The 24,041-nt window shown below is 46.7% G+C and carries 21 protein-coding genes; 7 read left to right on the top strand and 14 right to left on the bottom strand.

Going from position 1 to position 24,041, the window contains the following annotated elements; all coding sequences use genetic code 11:
• The first annotated feature begins 14 nt into the window (after positions 1-14).
• From yegQ to DLE54_RS05190, 3 genes are all read left to right on the top strand, one after another.
• Entirely contained in the window at positions 15-1,430 is a 1,416-nt protein-coding gene (gene yegQ, locus DLE54_RS05200; protein WP_011960292.1) for a tRNA 5-hydroxyuridine modification protein YegQ, read from the top strand.
• 252 nt (positions 1,431-1,682) lie between these two features.
• Positions 1,683-2,486: a YdcF family protein gene (locus tag DLE54_RS05195; protein ID WP_011960291.1), complete on the top strand. Its 804-nt coding sequence runs from the start codon at positions 1,683-1,685 to the stop codon at positions 2,484-2,486.
• Between the two features lie 38 nt (positions 2,487-2,524).
• Complete coding sequence (locus DLE54_RS05190; RefSeq protein ID WP_110816483.1) at positions 2,525-2,782, top strand: YfhL family 4Fe-4S dicluster ferredoxin; 258 nt, start codon at positions 2,525-2,527, stop codon at positions 2,780-2,782.
• Positions 2,783-2,922: 140 nt separating this feature from the next.
• Here the strand turns inward: DLE54_RS05190 and leuA are convergent, their stop codons facing one another.
• Positions 2,923-4,683 (bottom strand): 2-isopropylmalate synthase, encoded by a 1,761-nt coding sequence (gene leuA, locus DLE54_RS05185; protein WP_110816482.1) that lies wholly within the window; start codon positions 4,681-4,683, stop codon positions 2,923-2,925.
• A gap of 395 nt (positions 4,684-5,078) precedes the next feature.
• Here leuA and DLE54_RS05180 point away from each other — a divergent pair, with 395 nt between their 5' ends.
• On the top strand, positions 5,079-5,567 hold the full coding sequence (locus tag DLE54_RS05180; protein WP_110816481.1) for an Lrp/AsnC family transcriptional regulator: 489 nt from the start codon (positions 5,079-5,081) through the stop codon (positions 5,565-5,567).
• A 113-nt stretch (positions 5,568-5,680) separates the two neighbouring features.
• The gene (gene leuE / locus DLE54_RS05175; RefSeq protein WP_110816480.1) at positions 5,681-6,337 is read left to right on the top strand and encodes a leucine efflux protein LeuE; all 657 of its coding nucleotides are present in this window, start codon (positions 5,681-5,683) and stop codon (positions 6,335-6,337) included.
• 87 nt (positions 6,338-6,424) lie between these two features.
• Here the strand turns inward: leuE and DLE54_RS05170 are convergent, their stop codons facing one another.
• The 3 genes from DLE54_RS05170 to DLE54_RS05160 all read right to left on the bottom strand — a co-directional run bounded on the left by DLE54_RS05170 (position 6,425) and on the right by DLE54_RS05160 (position 9,494).
• Positions 6,425-7,099 (bottom strand): YoaK family protein, encoded by a 675-nt coding sequence (locus DLE54_RS05170; RefSeq protein WP_011960286.1) that lies wholly within the window; start codon positions 7,097-7,099, stop codon positions 6,425-6,427.
• A 140-nt stretch (positions 7,100-7,239) separates the two neighbouring features.
• Positions 7,240-8,538 carry an ABC1 kinase family protein gene (locus tag DLE54_RS05165; protein ID WP_011960285.1) on the bottom strand — a complete coding sequence of 433 codons (1,299 nt, stop codon included), beginning with the start codon at positions 8,536-8,538 and terminating at the stop codon, positions 7,240-7,242.
• A 125-nt stretch (positions 8,539-8,663) separates the two neighbouring features.
• Positions 8,664-9,494 (bottom strand): ion transporter, encoded by an 831-nt coding sequence (locus tag DLE54_RS05160; RefSeq protein WP_011960284.1) that lies wholly within the window; start codon positions 9,492-9,494, stop codon positions 8,664-8,666.
• A 449-nt stretch (positions 9,495-9,943) separates the two neighbouring features.
• Here DLE54_RS05160 and DLE54_RS05155 point away from each other — a divergent pair, with 449 nt between their 5' ends.
• Positions 9,944-10,690 carry a YebC/PmpR family DNA-binding transcriptional regulator gene (locus tag DLE54_RS05155; protein WP_011960283.1) on the top strand — a complete coding sequence of 249 codons (747 nt, stop codon included), beginning with the start codon at positions 9,944-9,946 and terminating at the stop codon, positions 10,688-10,690.
• 124 nt (positions 10,691-10,814) lie between these two features.
• Here the strand turns inward: DLE54_RS05155 and DLE54_RS05150 are convergent, their stop codons facing one another.
• From DLE54_RS05150 to DLE54_RS05110, 9 genes are all read right to left on the bottom strand, one after another.
• Positions 10,815-11,978 (bottom strand): cytochrome P450, encoded by a 1,164-nt coding sequence (locus tag DLE54_RS05150; protein WP_110816479.1) that lies wholly within the window; start codon positions 11,976-11,978, stop codon positions 10,815-10,817.
• A 301-nt stretch (positions 11,979-12,279) separates the two neighbouring features.
• Positions 12,280-13,125, bottom strand: coding sequence for an NTP transferase domain-containing protein (locus DLE54_RS05145; protein ID WP_110816478.1), 846 nt, complete (start codon positions 13,123-13,125; stop codon positions 12,280-12,282).
• 19 nt (positions 13,126-13,144) lie between these two features.
• Complete coding sequence (locus tag DLE54_RS05140) at positions 13,145-14,452, bottom strand: XdhC family protein (protein ID WP_110816477.1); 1,308 nt, start codon at positions 14,450-14,452, stop codon at positions 13,145-13,147.
• 21 nt (positions 14,453-14,473) lie between these two features.
• The gene (locus DLE54_RS05135; RefSeq protein ID WP_110816476.1) at positions 14,474-16,915 is read right to left on the bottom strand and encodes a xanthine dehydrogenase family protein molybdopterin-binding subunit; all 2,442 of its coding nucleotides are present in this window, start codon (positions 16,913-16,915) and stop codon (positions 14,474-14,476) included.
• A 2-nt stretch (positions 16,916-16,917) separates the two neighbouring features.
• Positions 16,918-17,910, bottom strand: coding sequence for an FAD binding domain-containing protein (locus tag DLE54_RS05130; protein WP_110816475.1), 993 nt, complete (start codon positions 17,908-17,910; stop codon positions 16,918-16,920).
• On the bottom strand, positions 17,907-18,623 hold the full coding sequence (locus DLE54_RS05125) for a 2Fe-2S iron-sulfur cluster-binding protein (RefSeq protein ID WP_110816474.1): 717 nt from the start codon (positions 18,621-18,623) through the stop codon (positions 17,907-17,909). Before DLE54_RS05125 ends, DLE54_RS05130 begins: the two co-directional genes overlap by 4 nt.
• A gap of 207 nt (positions 18,624-18,830) precedes the next feature.
• Positions 18,831-19,592 carry an SDR family oxidoreductase gene (locus DLE54_RS05120; RefSeq protein WP_110816473.1) on the bottom strand — a complete coding sequence of 254 codons (762 nt, stop codon included), beginning with the start codon at positions 19,590-19,592 and terminating at the stop codon, positions 18,831-18,833.
• A 53-nt stretch (positions 19,593-19,645) separates the two neighbouring features.
• On the bottom strand, positions 19,646-20,428 hold the full coding sequence (locus DLE54_RS05115) for an SDR family NAD(P)-dependent oxidoreductase (RefSeq protein ID WP_110816472.1): 783 nt from the start codon (positions 20,426-20,428) through the stop codon (positions 19,646-19,648).
• 44 nt (positions 20,429-20,472) lie between these two features.
• A complete protein-coding gene (locus DLE54_RS05110; protein ID WP_110816471.1) occupies positions 20,473-22,278 on the bottom strand; it encodes an acyl-CoA dehydrogenase in 1,806 nt (601 codons plus the stop codon).
• A gap of 157 nt (positions 22,279-22,435) precedes the next feature.
• Here DLE54_RS05110 and DLE54_RS05105 point away from each other — a divergent pair, with 157 nt between their 5' ends.
• Entirely contained in the window at positions 22,436-23,434 is a 999-nt protein-coding gene (locus DLE54_RS05105) for a GlxA family transcriptional regulator (protein WP_110816470.1), read from the top strand.
• On the opposite strand, the gene DLE54_RS05100 is transcribed toward DLE54_RS05105, so the two are convergent.
• Positions 23,427-23,990: a methylated-DNA--[protein]-cysteine S-methyltransferase gene (locus DLE54_RS05100; protein ID WP_011960272.1), complete on the bottom strand. Its 564-nt coding sequence runs from the start codon at positions 23,988-23,990 to the stop codon at positions 23,427-23,429. The two genes, DLE54_RS05105 and DLE54_RS05100, sit on opposite strands and share 8 nt — an antisense overlap.
• Positions 23,991-24,041 lie beyond the last annotated feature (51 nt).

Here is a 24,041-nt window from a genome sequence, read left to right as displayed (position 1 = left end):
GTATAGGTAATCACATGACTCAATCAAATCAAATCGCTCCTGCTCCTCGCGCCCCAGAGCTACTTTGCCCTGCGGGTACATTCAAAAATATGCAGTATGCTTTTGCTTACGGTGCCGATGCGGTTTATGCCGGGCAGGCACGTTATAGTCTGCGCGTGCGTAACAATGATTTTGATGAAGACAATTTGCGCCGTGGTATTGAGTATGCACACAGCTTGGGCAAGAAGTTTTATGTGGTGGTCAATATCCAAGCCCATAATGCTAAGCTTAAGACCTTTATCGAGGACATCCGTCCTGTGATTGAGATGAAACCTGATGCACTGATTATGTCGGATGCCGGCATGATTATGATGGTGCGTGAACATTTCCCTGATATAGAAATCCACTTATCCGTACAGGCCAATGCGGTCAACTGGGCTACTGTTAAGTTCTGGAAGCAAATGGGGGTAAGCCGCGTTATCGTCTCACGCGAGCTATCATTAAAGGAGATTAAGCAAATCATCGATGAAGTGCCAGGCATGGAGATTGAAGTTTTTGTCCATGGCGCATTATGCATGGCCTACTCTGGTCGCTGTCTGCTATCCGGCTATATCAACAAACGTGATGCCAACCAAGGCACCTGCACCAATGCTTGCCGCTGGAGCTACAATACTTATAAAGCTCAAGAAAATGAAACGGGCGATATTGTACCAGTACAAACCTTCAACCCAGCTCAGCAAATCGACACTGTTAATTTAAATGGTGACGTGGTTATGGGCGATGACTATGTCCAAGCGCCAAGCGATGAGGTCGTGTTGCTAGAAGAGCAAAACCGTCCAGGGGAGTTAATGGCCATGTACGAAGATGAGCATGGTACCTATATCATGAATTCTAAAGACTTACGAGCGGTAGAGTTGGTGCCTGAGCTGACTCAAATGGGCGTACATTCTTTAAAAATTGAGGGTCGAACCAAGTCGCATTATTATGTGGCTCGCACCGCTCAGGTATACCGTCAAGCCATTGATGATGAGGTGGCGGGTAAGCCTTTTGATGAGTCATTGATTGGTGCTTTAGATGGGTTAGCCAACCGTGGTTACACCGAAGGCTTCTTACGTCGTCATGTCCACAGCGATTATCAAAACTACGAATACGGTGCTTCAAAAACAGATCAACAGCAGTTTGTGGCCGAAGTCATCGACATCAGTGCCGAGCGTCTAACGCTTGAGATTAAAAATAAGCTTGAGGTCGGCGACACCATCGAGATTATGACCCCACAAGGCAATGTTACCTATACGCTTGAGCAGATGTGGGACAAAAAAGGCAATTCGATTGAGGCGGCTTTAGGGTCAGGTTGGGTGGCCCAGATTAGTAACCCCTTTAAAGAGATGGACAAGGACACTTTGCAATTTGCATTGGTCATGAAAAACGTAAAGCAGGCCATTTTCAGCTAATATCTATTCGCTGTTAGTCTATGGTTGCCGTTATCTTAGTCGCTACCAATGAGTCGTTACTGATTTAGATATGATTAATTAGTAGACGCTACTGATTTAGATACGACTAATATCGCCCGTCCGCTTACGCTAAAACCTGTCAAAAAGACAAATGTTTTATCGGTTTTAGCGTAAGCTTTTAGATAGTATACTAACGCACCACTTATTTCACACTTAAACCCACCTTTGACGCCAACCAATAGACCCTTGATAATGCCTATCCCCCAGTCGTATTACCTCAAAGCTTTCAATATCCTACTGTTTATCACCGGGCTTATTTTAGTAATAGACTGTGCCATTTTAATTGCCGCTGACAAAATTAACTTTGGCACCCTAGTCCCTTTTGTGCTGGGTCTGATATTTATCATTCATGCCGTATTTTGGCATAAGATAAAAGCCAAGCTACAGGTAAGTAAACACTGGCGTATGGTTTGGAAGCTGCTGTGGGCAATATTTGTCCTGTGGCTGATAAGCTTTATTGTATTTGCCTTTTCATTACACAAAAATATTAAGCAAGTTGACCAACCGTATGAGACAGTGGCGGCCATTATCGTACTTGGGGGCGGTATTCAAGATGGTTTGCCCACCCCTACTTTGGCCAGTCGCTTAGACGCCGCTGCTCCCTTAATAAAGGAACAACCACAGGCGGTGGTCATCACCAGCGGCGGCATCGGCATGGGTGAGATACGCAGTGAAGGTGAGGCCATGGCCCGCTATCTGTACGCGCTTTATGGCATCCCACTTGAGCACATTCAGCAAGAAAAAAACAGCACCAGTACTGAGGAGAATTTCTTGTTTAGTCAGCAGATTTTGACCGAGCAAGGCATCTCTTTAAATGACCCAATTGCTGTGGTGACCAGTGACTTCCACATCCCGCGCTCGCTGGCCATCGCTGAGCATCAAGGCTACACCAATCTGGTGGCACTTGCCAGCACGACCCCGCTCTCGATACGTTACAACTCTTGGTTTCGAGAGTATTTTGCCTACATCAGTGGTTGGCTGTTGGGCGAATATTAAACTTAAGCCGGTTTGGTTGATAAAAAAGGAGACGTCCTATGGCTTTAAAAATCACCTCTGAGTGTATCAACTGTGATATCTGTGAGCCTGAATGCCCCAATGAAGCCATCAGTTATGATCAAAAGGGGCAAAAGACCTATGTCATTGACCCCAGTCTGTGTACCGAATGCGTGGGCTTTTATGACGAGCCGACCTGCGATAAGGTATGCCCCATTGACTGTATCATCCCTGACCCTGATCGTATTGAAAATAAAGAGCAGCTGCTGCAAAAACATCAAAACATTTGGGCACAATAATAATTTGGGCACAATAATAAAAGATACCCCTTTATCCACAAATAAAAAGCTCATCAATAAAAAAGGCGTCTATAAGACGCCTTTTTTATTGAAAACTAAAATAGGTTTTTAGGGTAAGCGGTTAATGACACCCCTTAACCTTAAAAAGCTTGCGATAAGGCAGATAATGCACCGCGCAACATGGCAGATACTGTACTGGTGTGGGTGCCAATACCTGAGTAAATCTCGCCATCCACGTTGAGCTGAATATAAGCTGCCGCTGTGGCATTGGTCTTATCACTGGTGGTATCCTCATCCTCATTCATATTGGCCACAGGCTGAGTCATGGCATGCTCTGAGTAATTAATAATATGCAGCTTCTTGCCTGTGTGACGTGCAACCCCATCGATAAATGACGACAACGGACCATTACCTTTGCCGGAGATTTCAACGGTTTCGCCATTGATAATCACTTGCCCGCTAAACTCAACGTCACCGCCTTTGTTATTCACGCTATGATCTAATAGCTCAAAGCCTGAATTATGTAGATAAGTGGACTCAAAGGCTTCTAAGATTTCCTCATTTTTGAGCTCACGCGCTGCCTCTTCCGCTTTTTGCTGTACTACGCGGCTAAAGTCAATTTGCATCCAGCGCGGCAAGTTAAAGCCATAGTTGCGCTGTAGAATATAAGCCACGCCCCCTTTACCAGACTGACTGTTAATGCGCACCACATCTTGATAACTGCGGCCAATATGAGCGGGATCAATCGGTAAGTAGGCCACATCCCAGATATTTTGAGTGGCATCGCTGTTTTTCTCATTGTAATCAAGTGACTTTTTAATCGCATCTTGGTGCGAGCCACTAAAGGCGGTAAACACCAACTCGCCCACATAAGGATGGCGTGGATGCACCGGCAAGTTATTGCACTCACTGACCACTTGCACAATGCGGCTCATGTCACTTAGATCAAGTTCAGGATCAACGCCTTGACTATATAAGTTCATGGCCATAATCATAATGTCCATGTTACCGGTACGCTCGCCGTTACCAAGTAGTGTGCCCTCGATGCGATCGGCGCCGGCCAATACCCCAAGCTCAGCGGCGGCCACTGCACTACCACGGTCATTGTGGGTGTGCAAGCTGATGATCACATGCTCGCGGTTTTTTATATTACGGCAAAAATACTCGACTTGATCGGCATAGACGTTTGGCATGGATGACTCAACCGTAGCTGGCAAGTTGATGATCACCGCTTGGCCCTCTTCAGGCTTCCACACCTCGTTAACCGCATCCACCACTTGCACCGCATAATCGGGTTCAGTTTGGCTAAAGCTTTCTGGTGAATACTCAAACACCCATTCTGTTTCAGGATGCTTGGCGGCATGGTCTTGCAGCATTTTTGCGCCTTCTATCGCAATTTGCTTAATCTGATCAAGGTCTTTGGCATAAACCTTATCACGTTGCACGCGGCTGGTAGAGTTGTACACATGGACCACAGCGCGGCGTACGCCTTTTAACGCCTCAAAGGTGCGTTCAATTAAATGCTCACGTGCCTGCACCAATACCTGAATGGTCACATCCTCTGGAATATGTCCTTCCTCGATAAGCTTACGCGCAAAGTCAAATTCCACTTGCGCAGCTGATGGAAACCCGATTTCAATTTCTTTAAAGCCCACTTCGACCAGCAGTTTAAAGAACTGCATCTTTTGTTCGATGGTCATAGGATCAATCAGAGCTTGGTTACCATCACGTAAATCCACACTGGCCCAAATCGGCGCTTTTTCAATGGTCTTATTTGGCCATGTGCGATCAGATAAGTTGGGTGCGAAAGCAAAAGGTTGGTATTTACGAAAATCAAACGCGTCAAACTTAGGCTTTACCTTAGGTTCCACTGGGGTTGATTGGCTAGTAACTTGGCTCATGGGGTGCCCTCTTTGGTCGATTGTTTTTTATCACATTGGTTTTGGTTAATGTTAATGGGTTTATATCCATACCCTTAAAATTGATTTGGCATAACAAGCTGACTTTGCACAAACCATCTACTTTTTAGACGCGCTTATCAGCGTCTTAAGTCTATGCTACTTCTTTAAGTCTATCAAGAACATAGATACTTTCGCCAGCTGCTTATTGATACTATTTATTTATCGATACGGTTTATTTAACTATGACGCCATACTGACTATCATATCAAAGCGGGGTGAAAATAATCCCACAAAATTAACCCGATTTTTAATCAAAATTAGCGTATTATGTTTTTTATTTATCATAAATTAGTGAAAATCACTAATAAGCATCCTATTACTCCGGATAAACCGCTATGCGCTCATTCTCAAATATTTCCCCAGCCATCGATATTGACGCCATTGACCGGCAGATTTTAACCCTACTACAACAAGATGCCCGCATGAGCATTACCGATATTGCTGAAGCGGTGCATTTATCGGCTACCCCTTGCGCCAGAAGGATTAAGCGTTTAGAGGAAGCGGGTGTTATCACCGGTTACCACACTTTGGTTGATCCGCAGAAGCTTGGTTATAGCCTGGCTATTTTTATTGCGGTGAGTATGGACCGACATACTGCTGAGCGCTTTGCTGAGTTTGAAGCTAAAATCCAAAGCTTCGATGAGGTGGTCAGCTGCAGCATTGTCACCGGCCGCACTGAAGATTATTTATTAAAGGTGGTGGTGCGTGATATGGCGCATTATGAGGAGTTTTTATTGCACCGCTTAAACCGCCTAGAGGGCGTCAGTCAAGTGCATACCAGCTTTGAGCTGCGTGAGGTATTTAATCGCGGCATCATTAGATAGCTCGGTTAATAATAACGCAAAAAACGCGGCTTGATTTAAACTATAAAGGCTTACGCAGCGGCCAAAAAATTCACTATAATAGTGCGTTTACAATATAGGCCAAAGGAGCCTTTATGTTTGGGATAACAGATCTTACCGCCTATATCATTGGCACTATTGCGATTATTTTACTACCCGGCCCCAACAGTCTATATTGTCTGGCGGTCGCGGCTGCCCATGGCGTGCGTAAAGGCTATCAAGCCATAGCTGGTATTTTTGTGGGTGATGGGATACTTATCTTAGTTACCATCTTTGGCGCAGGCGGACTACTTAAGCTGTACCCCTCTTTGTTTAATGGCATAAAGCTGATCGGCGGCCTGTATCTTATGTATCTTGGTATCAAGCTGTTAGTCGGTGCTTATCATACCTTTAAGCAGCGTGCGCTTTTGGCGGATGCCAAGCCCAAGCTTGCGGTCCCAAACCCCAATCAAAATTTCTTTTATCGCGCCATGTTGCTAAGCCTCACCAACCCCAAAGCCATTTTATTTTTCTTATCGTTTTTTGTGCAGTTCGTAGACCCTGCTTATCCGCATCCACTGCTGTCTTTTTTGGTATTGGCCATCATCTTACAGTGCATCAGCTTCACTTATTTAACTGTTTTGGCATTTTCTGGTCAAAAACTGGCTAAAAAATTCAGCCAACATCCTTGGCTGATTGTCTCTAGCATGAGCGCTGTGGGTCTGTTATTTATCGGCTTTGCTATTAAGCTGTGGCAGGCGCAATTGATGTAAAGCGCGAAGCTAAAAAATTAGTCAATAAAAAACCGCTCAAATGGCTTTGAGCGGTTTTTTATTGACTAAGCTTTGGGTCTAATTGAGTTATGTTTCGCGCTTTTCAGGCAGACGACTTGAGGCCACTTGATAGAAGACGGCTGCCATAAACACAATGCCAACCGGAATAAGCATGGCGCTATAGCCCAATTTAAAAAACCCATAAGCCCCTACCACACCGCCGCCACAGAAGCTGTACCAGATGATGGCCTGGAAGCCCAAGGTTAGCTTGCTAATCGGTCGACCTGCCAACCAGTTACCAATAGCGGCCCCCATGTCTGAGGTCAGACCGGTCAAATGCGTGGTGCGAATAACCGCCCCACTGTAGGTGGCTACCATGGCATTCTGTAGCCCGCAAGCCATAGCCGCCAGCAGCTGACCGAAATAATCATGGTGAAAAAACAATAAAAAGCTGCAAAACAATAAGCCAGCTTCGGTGAATAAGGCAATGCCATAACGGCGGCCAAGCTTTAACGAGTGCTGGCCAATCAGGTAGCCGCTTAAAATCGAGCCTGACAAGAATGACAGCAGCGATGCCCCCACGAACAGCACCCGCGAAAAATTCATCTGCGCCAACGCTGCCGAAAAATAACTGACGTTGCCGGTCACATGCGACACCGATAAATTGGTAAAGCCGCTAAGCGCAATAATATTGATGCAGCCGGCACTAAAAGCCAGCACTGCCCCACCAATCAAAATCCAAAGAGGTAACCTAGTTATCATAAGCACTACTTACAGTTAAGTGTGTACCAAATCAAAAACGTATATTACTAATCAAAAGATTATCCATCGGGCGCGTATACAGTCCTCTACTTATTTGCCCTACCCTAACGCGGCGCCCTTTTTCACTATTTATCTGCCCATTATCTACCCAGCAAGCTGACGCGGGCATCATTAAACATATCCATGTCGGGTGCAAGCGTACGCATAAAGCGGTCAAAATACAGCATTTGCTTGGTCAGCAGCGCAAAGTCGCGCGGGAAATGAATACCGTGGCGTTTGCCGACTTCAACAATCTCTAGCATCATTTTGTTTAGCTCATCGGCCTGTTCTTTGGTATTAAAAGGCTTGCCGCTGGTATAGGTTTTATCCTCTGCCATAATGCGGGTAATCATTTTTGCCAAATCACCGGCCAGCTGTGCCTGATCGACTTGCTCACGATCATGAGTCATGCCCATATCAATCATACAACCGGCCATGGTCACATAATCATTGTCCTGTAGCGCTTGCATCATACCCATACACGCTTGCCAGCTTTCAGGCTTTAGCTTACCGACAATACCAAAATCAATAAAGCCAATACGCCCATCTTTAAGCAGCATTAAGTTGCCAGCGTGCAGGTCAGCGTGGAAGCTGTTGCACATCATTAGGCTTGCAAACCAAGTGTTGAGCGTATCGGCCATCACTTGCGCAGGATCTGCGCTATATTGGCGCATCGCCACCTCATCAACCATAGAGATACCATGCAAGCGGCTCATGGTCAGCACTTTTTTGGTGGTCAGCTCATCCACCACTTCAGGCGCCACCACCTTTTGATTGCCCGTCATCTGTAAAAACTGCTGAAAATCACGGATATTAGACGCCTCAGCGATAAAGTCGGTCTCAGCCAACATACGGGTGCGAATCTCATCGATAATCGGCGAGATACTGGCAAAACGCATTTGCGGCATTAAGCGCTCCATAATCTTGGTCACCCCGTGCAGCACCCCAAGATCGGTCTGCATGATCACATCGACATCCGGCTTTTGGACTTTTAGCACCACATCACGGCCATCACGCAGCGTTGCCGCGTGCACTTGGGCGATACTAGCAGACGCTAGCGGCGTCTCATCGATATGCAAAAACAACTCATCCAAGCTGTGATGGTCTGTTAACAGCTCTTGCTTTAATACCCCTTCAATATACTGATACGGCAGCGGCGTGGTCTGGTCTAAGCAGCCTTGAAAGGCAATCACATAGTCACGCGGAAACAAGGAGGGCGTGCTGGCGATAAACTGACCAATTTTTATATAAGTGGTGCCAAGCTGCTCGAACGTCTCACGCAGCATGACCGCATCTGGACGCTCACCTTTGGCCACACGCAATGCAGATAAGCCGGCCACACTGGCAGTGTGACGGACACGATTGACAACATTGAAGGATTTTTTCAATAAATTTGACATAGGATTTTGAGTCTATTAACAAAAGAAGGTCAGGCATTAGGTCGTAAAATTTATAACTTAATGCGTCTGTAACATGAGCAAAGTGCCGCTATATTATAGATAAAATCGGCACTTATAAGGCAAAACTAGATGTGCAGGTCATGACCACAGCGGTCACAAAACTGAGCACCGGCGGCGTGACCAAACTTACCACAGTTAGGGCAAGTGACTGGATGTAGCTGCGGGCGCATGCTCTTAGCAAGCTCAGAGGTAAAGATACCGGTCGGCACCGCAATAATGGAGTAACCGGTCATCATCACCATGGTTGCAATAAACTGACCTAAAGGGGTCTTAGGTGACATATCGCCATAGCCCACCGTGGTCAAAGTTACCGTCGCCCAGTAGATAGATACCGGAATACTGGTAAAGCCATTTTCTGGCCCCTCGACCACATAGATGACCGAGCCGAAAATCATAACCAACAGCACCAAGGACAAGAAGAACACGGTGATTTTTTGTTGACTGGTGCGTAGGGCTGCGGCCAAAAACCCCGCTTGCTGCATATAAGATTTGAGCTTTAACACTCGGAACACACGTAGAATACGTAGGATGCGCACCACAATTAAGTACTGAACACCACCAAATATTAAGCTTAAATAACTGGGCAATACAGACAATAAGTCCACCACCCCAAAGAAGCTAAATACATAGCGTACCCGGTTGGGTGCCGAAAACAGGCGCAGCAAATATTCTATGGTGAATAAAATGGTAAAAAACCATTCTGCATAAAAGAATACTGTACCAAATTGCAGGCGCAAATACAGCACACTGTCTAACATCACCACGGCCACACTAGCGGCAATGGCTATCAATAATACGATATCAAACAGCTTACCTAAAGGCGTATCTGTGCCTTCAATGATAATATGAATGCGATCGCGTAGATGATTTAGCGTATTTGAGGAGAGTTTTTTCATAAATACGGGTAACTGATCTATAAGAGTGGCCCATTATACGTTATTACATCGGCAATGTTACCTATTAGACAAACTTTGTTTTTAGCACATCCTTTTTTATATGGCTTAACACCCTAAACTCAATGAAAACCGCTTTAGCACCAAAAAATAAGCTATCCTGCCAAACCCAAATTTCTGCTATAATCTAGCTCTTTTAGAGGCTTGTTAGACTCAAAGTACAAGGCCATTTCCCTAACTGCTCAGGTCATCAAGCCCCTCTTATTTATCGCCGTGTTGCTATCGGCGCAATCAGTAAAAAATTCAAGTCAACACTCATACTTTCATGGCCACATAGTGCGTCCGCAGCTGGCCTATTATTACAGCTGCCGAGGGTGCTAGGTCTTTTTTATACACTCCAAGCGGATAATACCCTTGATTTGTTTAACGTAATTGATAAGGATAACCATATTATGGCAGGTCATTCTAAATGGGCAAATATTAAGCACAAAAAGGCCAAAGAGGATGCCAAGCGCGGCAAAATCTTCACCAAAATCATTCGTGAGCTGGTTTCAGCGACCAAACAAGGTGACCCTGACCCAGAATCTAACCCTCGCCTACGTGCTGCAGTCGAAAAAGCTCTATCGGCCAACATGACCAAAGACACCATCAAGCGTGCCATCGAGCGCGGTGCCGGTAACTCTGACGGCGGCGAAATGGACGAGCTGACCTACGAAGGCTATGGTGTGGGCGGTGTGGCTGTCTTGGTTGAGACCATGACTGACAACGTAAACCGTACCGTCAGTGAAGTGCGTCACGCCTTTACCAAGTTTAGCGGCAACCTAGGCACCGCAGGCTCGGTGGCTTATCTGTTCACCAAACGCGGCGAAATCATTTTTGATGATGTCTCACTTGAAGATGAGATTATGTTAGTGGCGTTAGATGCCGGCGCTGTCGATATCGAAAATGATGGCGAAAGCTTACTTGTCATCACTGAGCCTGACACTTTTGGTGCGGTAAAAGATGCGTTAGATGCAGCCGGCTATGAGTCGAGCAATGCTGAGGTTACCATGTCGCCTTCGACCACCGCGCTTATCGATAATATCGATGATGCCGAAAAAGTGATGAAAATGATCGATATGCTAGAAGATTTAGACGATGTACAAGATGTGCATACCAACGTCGACTTCACTGATGACGTATTAGCGCAGTTAGGCTAGGTGGTTAGTCGCTTTAAATATTATCACTACTAACAACCATAGCATAAAAAAAGCAGCCACTATGTCAATAGGGGCTGCTTTTTTAGTCTTACGATGTAAAGTATAGCCAAAATAGATAACAATATTAACTTAAAACAACAGGCACACGACTATACCCACCTAACGGAGGCAGCTGCCGCTCAAATAACTCATTCGGTGCTGGCGTGATCGCCTCGACATGCGCAAGCAGTGCTCGGATAAGGATTCTAAGCTGCCAAGTAGCCAATAATCGCCCAGGACACACATGACGGCCAATACCATAGACCAGATTATCCGCTGCATGTCTGACTGGATCAAAGATATCTTTACCAAATACGGCCTCATCGCGGTTTGCTGAAATCCAGTCTAAATGTACCTTAGCCCCTTCAGGCAATTGATGCTCGCCTAAAGTCACCGGACACTTGGTTATCCTACGGTTTGAGGGGAAAGGATTATCAAGACGCAGTATCTCATCAATAATGGCTTCAAGCTCTGCATCAGAGGCATTGGCACAGTGCTGTAGCTGCTTAGGATGATGGGCAAGATAAGCCACCACTACGCCCACACATAATGCCATAGACCCCAAATCACCCCCAGTCCAATTGCGCAAAATAGACACGATTTCCGCCTCGCTAAGTGGGCGTCCCTTTATTTGCTCACGGCATAGCTGAGCTGTTACGCTGTCTTGATTTGCTTTGTTATGGCTAGCAGCAGCAGAGTCTGTATCCCGAAATGGGGCGATAACTGAGCGAATAATTTCATTAAAATCCTGTGCTACTGTTGCAAGCTTAGCAGTGTCTTTTAAGCGGCTGGCTTGGTGATTGTCATTGACCCATTGTACTAAGATAGGCTCAACCTCTGCAGGCCAGCCTAGCCATTGACACTGAGCACGCACTGCAAAGACCGTCCCTATATCCGTAACGGCATTAATGACCTCCCGTTTAGGTAGCCCCGATACAAGCTCTGTCGCCACTTGTTGAAATAGTGGCATATAAGGGGTAATGGCCTCTTGACTAAGATAGCGGTTAATCAGTGCTCTATACTGGTCATGCTCTGCGCCGTCTAAGCCATTCGGAATTTGTAAAAACCGCGAGACATGACTAGAAAAAGCAGCATCATCAAGCGCCGCCGCCTTCACATCTGCATGGCGTAACAGCACCCACTCACCGGCCTCATTTTTTATAATATCCTGCTGCTGCCGCCGCATATCTGTCAGGCTTCGCTGGTCATCTTCTGAATATAACGCTTTAATTTTAGAATCGCCAAACATGATACCTCCCAGACAATCAACTTATACATCACATCATAAAGTATAAAACAAGGCTTGAGTCACTTTTATATTCTGTCTAACCGCAACCACAAGACCTTGTGTCTTTAATCTCTAGTATACGTTGTCCACCTACGTTGTCAGTAATACGAAAGGCTTACGCTTCATGCTTTGCTGTTATTTACTGTTATGAGACAGACTGCTGACCGCGTATTCATCACACACGATTGTTATACCAAATCTAAAAATCAACCAAGCTAGGTTGTTTTTTAGAAGTTGTTTTTTAGAAAAGGTATTAGCTATATTAACGGTCTAGCCAGCCTTGTTGCTGCGCAAAGCTTAACTGCTCAGGTGTGTCTATATCCAAGCTAAGTTTTATATTATCAATCACATGAAGCTGTTTATCATCCAAGCTTCTAATTAAATTACGCAGCCCTTTGTCACCTGTGAGTGTGGGCTGCCACTGGGTTAACAGCTCATAATCAATGGCAATAGGCAGACCCATAATATTCGTATTTGTATTAGGATTGACTGCCTTGTTGGGTAATAATTCAGTTAAGTCTTTATAAGAGCGGCCATAGCCGCTAGCGACAACCTTGTTGTCCGCTAAATTTTCCGCTAAATTATTGTTAATCGCTGGACTGTTGTTATCAGCCGCATTATCGCCATTAGCTTGAATATCTTTAACGGATTGCTCGCTACTGAGTAGCAGCTGATGCAAATGCGGCGTATCCAGTAATATTTGATCCACCCCCATGATAACCACTCTTTTTATGCTCAGCCCCTGCGCTACTTTTTTATTAAGCGCATCAATGCCCAAATTTAAGCTATAAGCCATGCCCTGCTCTGGATATGAGTTAAATACTGGGGTGAGCACATCATGCTGGGCGGCCAATGTTTCGGCCAAGGGGTGGATAATGCTATGAGACTCAGGCACGACCAGCATAACCGCTTTAGGCGACGTATCCAGTGCACGCTGGGTCATCACCTCAAGCAGTGGCTGAGTATCTATGGTAAGTAGCTGCTTTGGCTGTCCCAAGCGCTTGCTTAAACCACTGGCCAGCAGGATAACGGCATGCTCAGGTGGCGCTTGCAGTGATATAGAAACAGTAGATGATTTAGATAGTTTGGAAAAGCTAGAAACAATCATTTAATTAAAACCATCCTTATCACTGAGCGGCCCATCTATCTTTATACCGTCTATCTGACGCTATCTTCGGCTGAGACGGATAGTCTACCTCTCTTGCATTTTTAGACGCACTGAGCGTCTTTTCTTTGCCATGCATGACTGCACTGATTTGCGCCATAACTCCTAGCGCCAACGCCTCAGGCCCATCCCCGCCTAGCTTGTAACCGATGGGATAATACAGCTGACTGATACCTTGCTCTAAGCCATTAACATCGCCTTGATACGCTTGCTTAATCTCATCGATTAGGCGCTCAGTACGGTATTTGGGGCCCAGCTGTCCTAAATATAAAGGCGGATTGGCAAGCAGCACTTGCAGCCGTGCTCTATCTTGAGTAAGGCTGTGCGACATCACTGCCACCGCTGCATTTTGGCTCAGTGCCAATAAGGTCTGGGTATCCTCAAGCGGCACACACTGGACTTGGTCAGCTTCCATAAAGCGTGAACGAGTAGCATAGTGAGAGCGACTGTCAATCACAGTGACGTGCCAATCCTGCATTTTGGCTAAACGTACCAGCGGATGCACATCATTGCCTGCGCCGCAGATAAGCAGCCGCTTTTGTGGTTGCAGCTGCTGAACCAGCCACTGGGTCTGTACCGGCTGAGTGATATCTTGCTGAGCCACACTGGTGATGGTGGCAAAATCGGTTGGTTTTTGTGTTAGGCCAGACGCTGTATGTTTGGCTGACACATACTTGGCCGACAAGCTTTGAATGGCTTGATTAATCAGCTCATCACAATCAGCGGTAATGCTGTTAGCAGAAGCGACTTGTACTGCTTTAAAATCTGACGTTAACTGAACGTGTAAGCCCACTGGGTGGCTCGCCTCTTGTGAGCGGATTAACGTCGCCATTGTCACCGGCTGCTGGGTCTGCCTAACCTGTTTAATCATCTTAAGATACGCTTTGGCAGTATCTAGGCGCTCAAACAGCACATGCACCCGCCCATTACAGCCCAAACCAAAATTAAGCTCTGTTTGAATACTAAACTCAATATCATCGACAGCCTGCGTCTTTGCAGCACCCTCCTCAGTCAAATCCTCACCCGTTTGATAGACCTGTACCACTGGCCCATTTCGGGTCAGCCATAACGCCTTTTTTATGATATGCGGCTCTAAGCAGCCGCCACTTATCATACCCACCGACTGACCATCAGCGCAGATAAGCATCATGGCGCCAGGCTTACGGTAAGCGGAGCCTTCAATGTGTACGACTGTTGCAAGCACCGCCTCTATATCAGTGGCGATGGCTTGATCAGCCAATTGCAGGATATCAGATATCTGATTGCTCATAAGGGTACCTTTTGTTTGTTGTTAGTCAGGTAAGTGATCAATCAGCTTATCTAGCGTAATCGGAAAGTCATAAATACGTACCCCAACCGCGTTATAGACCGCATTGGCAATGGCCGCAGCTGCCCCAGAGATGGCCGTCTCACCTATGCCTTTGATGTGCATCGGATTGGTATACGGGTCATCCTCTTCAACTAAAATAACCTCAAGCTGTGGCACATCGGCATTGACTGGCAGATGATATTCTGCCAAATCATGATTGCATAAGCGGCCATCATGCTTGTCGTGGATGACCTCCTCCATCAGTGCCGAACCAATGCCAAACACCATACCCCCATAGCACTGTGAGGTCGCCAGCTTGTGGTTTAAGATACGTCCGGCTGTAAAGGCACCGGTCATATTCTTCACTCGAATCTCACCAGTATAGCGGTGTACAGCGACTTCAGCGAAGTTAGCGCCAAAACAGGCTTGACGGTGGGTTTTACCGTTTTTGCCTGGGGCAATCTGACCTTTGGCACTAAGTTTTTGATCCTCATAGCTTGCGATAATATCTGCCAACGCATGGCTGCTGCTATCGCTAAAATAGTCAGTAGAATTGTTTTTATCACTGCCCAAATCGCTATCTAAACCCGCTTTTTGTGCCGCCGTATCGACGGACTTAAGCACCGCATCCGCTGCACTTTGCAACACCGCTTTTCCGGTTTCAACGCCCGACTCTAGTAAACTTGCTTGATGTTCACCCTGCTGTTGTACCTGACCTTGCGTAAGCTGTATGGTATCGGCGTGTAGTCCGACCTTTTCAGCGATTTGCTCCCGCAGCTTGGCACAGGCTAAATAAATACTACTTCCTGCACTGGCCGCCCCAAAGCTACCACCTGAGCCAGATGATGCGGGCAAAGCACTGTCGCCCAATGTCATCTCAATATGATCGATGGGCAGTCCTAACAAATCAGCGGCCACTTGGGAGAATACCGTATACGAGCCGGTTCCAATATCTGTCATATCTGATTCAATCACTGCTTTGACCCCAAATGTCTTGGTCGGGTCAAGCTGTAAGGTGGCCCGTGCTTCGGCGGGTAATAATTGATTACCACGAGAAGCAACGGCCATCCCTGTACCAATCCACCAATCCCCTTCTTGACGACTGGCCGGCTCGGAATTGTGTTTGTCCGCCCAGCCAAAGGCCTTAGCCCCTTGCTCCATACATGCCAGTAACTGACGGGTGGAAAAAGGAATGTCTTGTGACGGGTCTTTTTCAGGCTCATTACGGCGGCGCAGCTCAATAGGATCTATGTTAAGCTGACACGCCAGCTCATCCATCGCACACTCTAGTGCAATCTGACCCACAGCCTCCCCTGGCGCACGCATAGAGCCTGCTAGCGTCCAGTTCATGTCTGTCTTTTTGTAATGGACTCTGCGATTTTCACCGCGATATAAAAAATGAGTCGATAATCCGGCTGGCTCAAAGAAGCCCTCACCGGGCAAGTTACTTGAAATCGTATCGTGAATCAGCGTATCAATCACTCCGTTCTCATCACAGCCGATTGCAATACGCTGCTGCGTGTTCGAGCGGCGTACCGTCGCCTCCATCACTTGCGGGCGGGTCATCATAACAAGCACAGGGCGCTCTACTTGCTTGGCTGCCACGGCAGCAGCAATAATCTCAGGAGAGATGCCAAGCTTGCTACCAAAGCCGCCACCCACAAAGCGTGAAATCAGATGCACTTGATCGTCTTTTAAATCCAGAGCGTCTGCGATTTGTTTTTTACTAAAGGCCACCATCTGATTAGAGGCATAAAGGGTTAACTTATCTTCTTCCCAATAAGCCAAAGTAGAATGCGGCTCCATCGGCGAGTTGCTTTGGCTGGGCGTGGTATAAGTACGATCTAATGTCACCGCAGCCGACTTTAGCCCCTGCTCAGGATTACCCTGCTCGGCATTATTATCTGAGCCTGCATCTTCATCGACTTCATGCGCGTCTGCTAAAGCTTTATCAAAATCTAATGCTGCATTATCCGTCTCATCCTCATAACGAATACGCAGTGCCTTAGCCCCCTCCGTTGCTGCCTCAAAGGTCTCACCAACCACGACAGCAATGGGCTGACCATGATAAGCAACCTCTACTGCACCTTGTGTTGGCGCCTCTAACTCACCGCCCTGCTGTGAATTGCGCAAAAAATGCTGAGCATCGGTCACCACTTTAATCACACCAGGAATATCAGCGACGGACTCTGCATCGATTTTTTTTACTTTACCTTTGGCAATGGTCGCCCCCACTAAGACCCCATAGGCTTGACCGTCACGGTGGTATTCAGCAGCATATGCTGCCTGCCCGCTTACCTTTAAGGCGCCATCCACCCGAGTGATAGGCTTACCTACCAGCTGGCTTGAGGTCTTATCAAATAACGTATCGACCGGATCATTCATTACCATCTTTTTGGTCGCGTTTGAATTAAATAAAGCCATGATTATGCGTCCTTAGCGGCAAGCGCGCGCTGAATGATTTGTTTTAATAAGCGGCGAGTCAAAGTGATCTTAAAATCATTTTGCCCCGATCCTTGAGCCTGCTCTAATAATATATTAGCCGCATGGACAATGTCTGGGATACCGCCCTTAGTGCCGACTAAAGCGTCCTCAACCGCTTCATTGCGCCAAGGCTGAGTACCAATACCGCCGAAAGCTAAGCGTACGGTAGTCAAAGTACCTGTCTCATCAACGTCTATAACAGCCGCGCACGATACCAAAGCAAAGGCATAAGAGGCTCTGTCACGTATCTTATCGTAGGTGTGCATCCCTGCTGTCGGCGGCGGCAGAATAATATGAGTAATCATCTCTCCTGCCTCTAGCACGGTTTCGATATGCGGCGTGTCTTTGGGCAACTTATAAAAATCTTTAATCGCTATCTGACGTGTGCTGCCATCTGCCTTTTGGGTTTCTAAAGTTGCATCAAGCAGCCGCATCGCTACCGCCATATCAGAGGGGTGCTGGGCGATACAGTGCTCACTGGTACCCAAAATAGCAAGAGAGCGATTCTCCCCGTCAATGGCAGGGCAACCACTGCCTGGATTGCGCTTATTGCACGGACTATCAGGCTGATAGAAGTAATAGCAGCGGGTACGCTGTAAGAAATTACCGCCTGTGGTTGCTTTATTACGTAATTGCCCCGTTGCACCAGCCAATATCGCCCGTGACAGCACTGGATAATTTTCAATAACGCTGGGATGCGCTGCCAAATCACTATTGGTCACCAGCGCACCAATGCGTAATCCGCCCGCTTCGGTCGGCTCTACTTGCTTTAATTCAAGCTGAGTGATGTCCACCAGCTTAATCGGGGTTTCAATTTCAAATTTCATTAAATCCAGCAAATTGGTGCCACCGCCGATGAAGGCTGCGCCCTCTACACTGGCTGCTTTGCAGGCAGGGGTTAACTCACTGGCTCGGACATAATCAAAACGTTTCATGAGTTTTCTCCTGCAGCTTGAGACTGATTGTTGGTGCTTTTATTGGCATTGTCTTTATGGACTTGAGACTGGCTTGGTGGTGGCGACCATATGCCGCTCACTGCTGCCGAGACTGCTGGCTTATTGCTTGGGTTGCCTGAACTGTCTAATGAGCTATCTAGGTTATCTGAGGTCGATGGATGCGCCACTGATTTGCTCTGATTGACCTGTTTTTGTAGGACTTCAGAGATGGCATTAATGATATTAGGATACGCTGAGCAGCGACAAATATTACCACTCATACGCTCTGCAACTTCTTGGATTAAGGCGCCATCCGGATTTTTTAGATCTTCAGTGACATAGCTTGGCCAGTTTTGTTTGACTTCCTCAATCAGCGCTGTGGCCGAGCAGATTTGACCGGGCGTACAATAGCCGCACTGAAAGGCATCGTGTTCTTTAAAAGCTTGCTGTAAATCAGAGAGGGTCTCTGGCAGACCAATACCTTCAATGGTGGTAATCTCATCGCCTTCGTGCATCACCGCCAAAGTTAAGCAGCTGTTAATGCGCTGGCCATTAATGAGTATGGTGCAAGCACCGCATTGCCCATGGTCACAGCCTTTTTTGGGTCCGGTGATTTGTAGTTGATGACGACATAAGTCAAGTAAGGTGGTGCGAGGGTCAAGGTCCTCGAAGTGATATAGGTTATTATTAATCGTAAGCGATAAAGTAGTCATGCTGGCGTCCGCTGGCAAGTAAGTTTGGGAAAGTCTCGGTTAAACTGAGCTCTTATCTATCCTAATGAAAATCCACATTTTATTTAATGATAAAATGTTGTGAGACTGTGCATTTAAGTAAACACGAAAATAAACACTAGACTTTTTAATAAAAAAACCCTCATGGGCATCTCATGAGGGTTACAAACAGCGGGGCCTTAAATAGGCTTAAGCGAGCAGTCCACCATCGACGTTGATACAAGCGCCTGTGGTATAACTTGACGCATCAGAGACCAAATATAGCACCGTGCCAGCCATTTCCTCTGGCTGTGCCACACGCTTAAGCGGAATCATAGCCAGCGCCATATTAAGCACCTTATCATTGCTGGTCAGTGCTGAGGCAAACTTGGTATCAGTCAAGCCCGGCAGCAAAGCATTCACTCGAATATTGAGCGGCCCACATTCTTTAGCAAAGGCTTTGGTCATGCTTATGACCGCCGCTTTGGTAATAGAGTAAATGCCTTGTTTATCCCCTGGAGTAACGCCGTTTACTGAAGCGGTATTTAAGATTACCCCGCCCCCTTGCTCGCGCATCATCTTGCCAGCTGCCGTCGACATAAAGAAGTAGCCTTGGATATTTACCTCTACGGTTTTATTAAAGGCCAACAAGTCAGTATCTAGAATATGACCATAATAAGGATTGGCTGCAGCATTGTTGACCAAAATATCTATGCGACCAAACGTGTCTTTAATATACTCAAATATCGCATCAATCTGAGACATATCTCCCACGTGACACGCATAAGCGCTGGCCTTGCCGCCGTCCTTAACGATACTATCCGCGACTGCTTGGCAGGCTTCAAGCTTACGGCTCGATACAATTACCTGGGCACCATAATTTGCCAATAAGCGAGCAATGGCCTCTCCTATCCCGCGGCTGGCTCCGGTGACCAGTGCTACTTTTCCAGTTAAATCAAATAAGTCTTTCATAAAAAATTCCTTTTTAGTAGATAAATACAGGTCACAGGCAATATGCGGCTTTATTATGCCAACATACCCCCATCTAAAGTTAAGCTGTGACCATTCATAAAGCTGCTTTCATCACTGGCCAGCCAAGCAATCGCACTGGCAACTTCTTCCACTTTGCCCAGTCGGCGCATCGGACTGGCGTTGAGTAAAGCGTGCTGCTGCTTTTCACTCATATTAAGCATGCTGTTGCGCACCATAGGGGTATCAATAAAGCTTGGGCAGACGGCATTAAACCTTATATTGGCACGGGCATACTCAATAGCAGCAGACTTAGTCAGTCCAATCACTGCATGCTTTGAGGCGCTATAAGCTGACAGCATGGGGGCTGAGCGTAGACCAGCAATAGAGGCCACATTAATCACGTGACCACCGCCATGAGGACTCAAGCAAGCAATGGCCGCGCGCATACAGTGCCAAACCCCTTTGACATTCACCGTCATACAACGATCAAAGTCATCTTCCGTTAACTGGTGTAGCGGCGCTGGTGGGTGATCGACCCCAGCATTATTGATCACCACATCAAGGCCTCCCAGCTGCTCTACGGCATAAGCAAATAATGCGTTAACCTCAGCAGCTTGAGTGACATCTACTTTCATAAAGCTTATCGTTTGATCTGACGCCCAAGCTTGCTGTGCTAAAGCATGGCCTAAGTCTTCAGCCAAATCAGCAATGATTATCTTAGCGCCGCGACTGGCCAATAGCTTTGCACTGGCCGCGCCAATACCGGAAGCGCCGCCTGTGATTAAGATGCGTTTGTTGAGGACGTTGGCGACAGTTTTGTTGGGTTCAAATTCCATTTTGATACTCAGCTTAGTTAGGTTTTTATGTTAAATTAGATCCGTTAGAACCACTCAGGCTGCATGCTGTGGCACACCGCATTGTCCGTGGTCAGCAGCTCAATATCACGCTGGATGAGCGGCAGCTCCCAATCGATGAAGTATTTTGCTGCTTGAATTTTGCCACGATAAAAATTTTGCTTAGCGCCATTTTCAGTAAGTGCTAATAGCTGCTCGGCCTTGCTGGCTTGGCGAATCCAAATCCAGCTCATAACAATAGTGGCAAATACCGTCATTAAAGCTTGTGCATTGGCACTCAAGGTGGCAGCTTTTGGTGTGCTTAGGGTTTGACCCACATGCTGTAGCAGCGGCTGCAGCTGTTCGATATAAATCTGCAATTTGTTAGCAAGCTTCGCGGTTTGCGACGTCGAAATGGCAATCAAGTCTCGAGCGATTTCTTGCTGCAATACCTGTAATCCAAGCCCTTGATTTTGCCATAATTTGCGGAAAGTTAAGTCCAAGGCTTGTATGCCATTGGTGCCCTCGTGAATGGGGTTTAAACGATTGTCACGCCAAAACTGCTCTGCTTGATACTCTCGGGTGTAGCCTGCGCCGCCCAATACCTGAATACCTAAATCATTGGCTTTGGGGCCATATTCTGAAGGCCAAGCTTTTAAGACAGGGGTTAATAAATCCAGCAGTTCAGACAAGGCTTGTTTTTGTGTGTCATCATCGCAAGTATTGATACGATCAATGAGATTTGAGCCATACAGACACAAAGCCATGCCGCCTTCGCTATAGGCCTTTTGTGCCAATAGCATACGCTTGACATCGCCATGCTCGATGATGGCCGCCGCAGGATCATCAGGCTTAAGATGTGGGGCCACTCGTCCTTGCAAACGGTCTTTGGCATAGGCCAGCGAATACTGATAGCCACGATAGCCAATCATAGCTGCGCCAAAGCCTACTGCAATGCGTGCCTCATTCATCATCTTAAACATATAGCGTAGGCCAAAATGCACCTCGCCAATCAGATAGCCAACACAGTCATTGGCATCGCCAAAGCTAAGCGCCGTTGACGTGGTGCCGCGGTAGCCCAGCTTATGAATTAGACCGGCCAAATGTACATCGTTACGCTCAGCGGGTTTGCCATTAGCATCCAAGCGGTATTTTGGTACCGCAAATAGCGATATGCCCTTCACGCCAGCAGGACCGCCTGGCACTTTAGCCAACACCAAATGCACAATGTTTTCAGCTAACTCATGATCTCCGCCTGAGATATAAATCTTACTACCACGGATACGATAAGTGCCGTCATCATGGGGTGTGGCGGTGGTTCTGATATCGGCAAGAGAAGAGCCGGCATGCGGTTCAGTCAAAGCCATAGTGCCGGTAAAATCACCGCTGAGCATGCGTGGTACAAAGGCTTGTTTTACCTCATCATTGGCAAAGTGCATCAACACATTAATCGCTGCAGTGGTCAAAAATGGATAAGCAGTGGTCGATGGATTGGCTGCCATAAAGTAACCGGCCACCGCCGTCATCACCGTCTCAGGTAACTGCATACCACCTTGATCAAAATCATAGCGGCCGGCGATAAAGCCAGAATGGCGATAAGCATCAAAGGCTACTTTTACGTCATTGAGCATCGTTACCTTTTTGCCATCGAACTGTGGCTCGTTTTTATCAGCGACTGTGTTATGCGGTAAGAAGAGATCGGTGGCTATTTTTTTGGCGGTATCGATGGTGGCATCGAAGGTATCACGTGAATGTTCAGCGAATTTAGGGTGCTGACATAATTGCTCGGTATTTAGTACATCGTAAAGCTGAAAGGGTAACTCAAACTCATTAATTAAGCTCTGTGCGTCCATGCTGTTCTCTCTTAACAATCATCAGTGGTTCAATATTAGTGCATTTTTGTGCCTTACCACATTGTCATTTATGACATAATTAAGGTGGTAACTGACATCTATTAGGGTTAACCTGCCCAATTGATTACCGTATTACGCCGCAAACTAAGGAGTCTTCATGAGTGACAGGGCACCATTTAAAGTCGTTATCGTAGGATTTGATGGGGTGCTGGGCAGCGCCCTGACGGGTGCTCTAGATTTGTTCTCTTTTACCGGTGTCAGTTGGCAGCGTTTTTTGGATCAAGACATACAGCCTAAATTTAACGTACAGATTGCCAGTTTACAAAAGGCCGATATTCGCTGTAGTAATCGTTTAATTATCCAAGCGCACTGTGATATCAAAGACATTAAACACTGTGATTTGCTGCTTATTCCCACTATTGGCGACTCTATCGATAAGGTATTGGCACACAGCACTGAGCTGCTAACTGAGCTGCAGCGCCTTGCCAACACTGGTACCGATATAGCCAGCAACTGTAGTGGCGCCTTTTTATTGGCAAAAGCTGGGCTATTGGAGGGAAGAGCGGCGACTACTCACTGGGGCTATGCCAATAAATTTAAGCAAGATTTTCCCAATGTGAACCTGCAACAACAGCACTTCGTCACTCAGTCAGATAATATATTTTGCGCTGCAGGCGGCAGTGCGTTTTATGATTTAGCGCTATTGTTAATAGAGCGCTATTGTGGGCGTGAAATCTCAGCGCAAGTGGCCAAGACTCAAGTAATTGACAAAAAAACCGGTCATCAGGACAGTTATACCAATGTCACCTTGCATACGCCACACTCAGACCCAGTGGTGAGCCAAGTTCAAGCGTATATCGAACAAAATTTTGCCGAGCCGCTGCAAGTCAGTGACTTAGCCAAGCGGGTCAATATCACACCGCGCACCTTAAACCGCCGCTTCCAATCCTGCCTGTCTATGCGGCCGATAGAGTATATTCAAGCGGTACGTATTGAGCAGGCAAAACGCCTATTAGAGTCGGCCGATGTGAGCATCAAGTCACTCGCCTATCAAGTGGGCTATCATGATTTATCCTCATTTAGCCGTTTGTTTAAGCGTGCCACGCACCTAACCCCAAAAGCGTATCAAAATAAATTTGCTCGCACTGTTAGCTGAGCGTTTCTAGTTGTAGTAACAGGCGTTTTTTATCAAGACCACCAGTATATCCGCCCAAGCCACCATCACTGGCCACTACTCTGTGACAGGGAATGATAATACTAAAGGGATTTTTGCCATTGGCATTGGCCACCGCTCGGTAGGCGGTGGGTTTGTTTATATTTTGCGCCAATTGTGCATAGCTTATAGTGTCTCCATAAGCAATTTGTTGTAACGCCCGCCAGACATTTTGCTGAAATGGCGTACCCAACGACCAGTCTAGTGCAATATCAAACTGTTGGCGCTCACCTTTTAGATACTGCTGTAATTGGGTGATGGTGGTTATGAGCAGTGACTCAATTGGGTTATCTTTGCTTAGGCTATTTTCGTCAATAAACTGAAAATCATCATCCATTAGTTGATGACGCTTTTTTAGCGGTGCCAGTGACTTTGAGTCAGACCACTGTTGACCCTTGGCTAGCCAATCTAAGCTGACCAATTTGGGCTCTGCAGAGGGTATATCTGAAGCAATAAGCAGTAAGCTATGCTGGGCAAAAGAGGTGGTAGTTACAATCATAATCACAGGTCTCAAACAAAAAAATGGCACCTTATGATGCCATTTTTTTAA

It is taken from the genome of Psychrobacter sp. YP14 (assembly GCF_003209315.1).
In the GTDB taxonomy this organism is placed as follows: Bacteria; Pseudomonadota; Gammaproteobacteria; order Pseudomonadales; family Moraxellaceae; genus Psychrobacter; species Psychrobacter raelei.
Note: the sequence above shows the minus strand (reverse complement) of the source record. Positions and strands in the feature narration are given on the sequence as shown.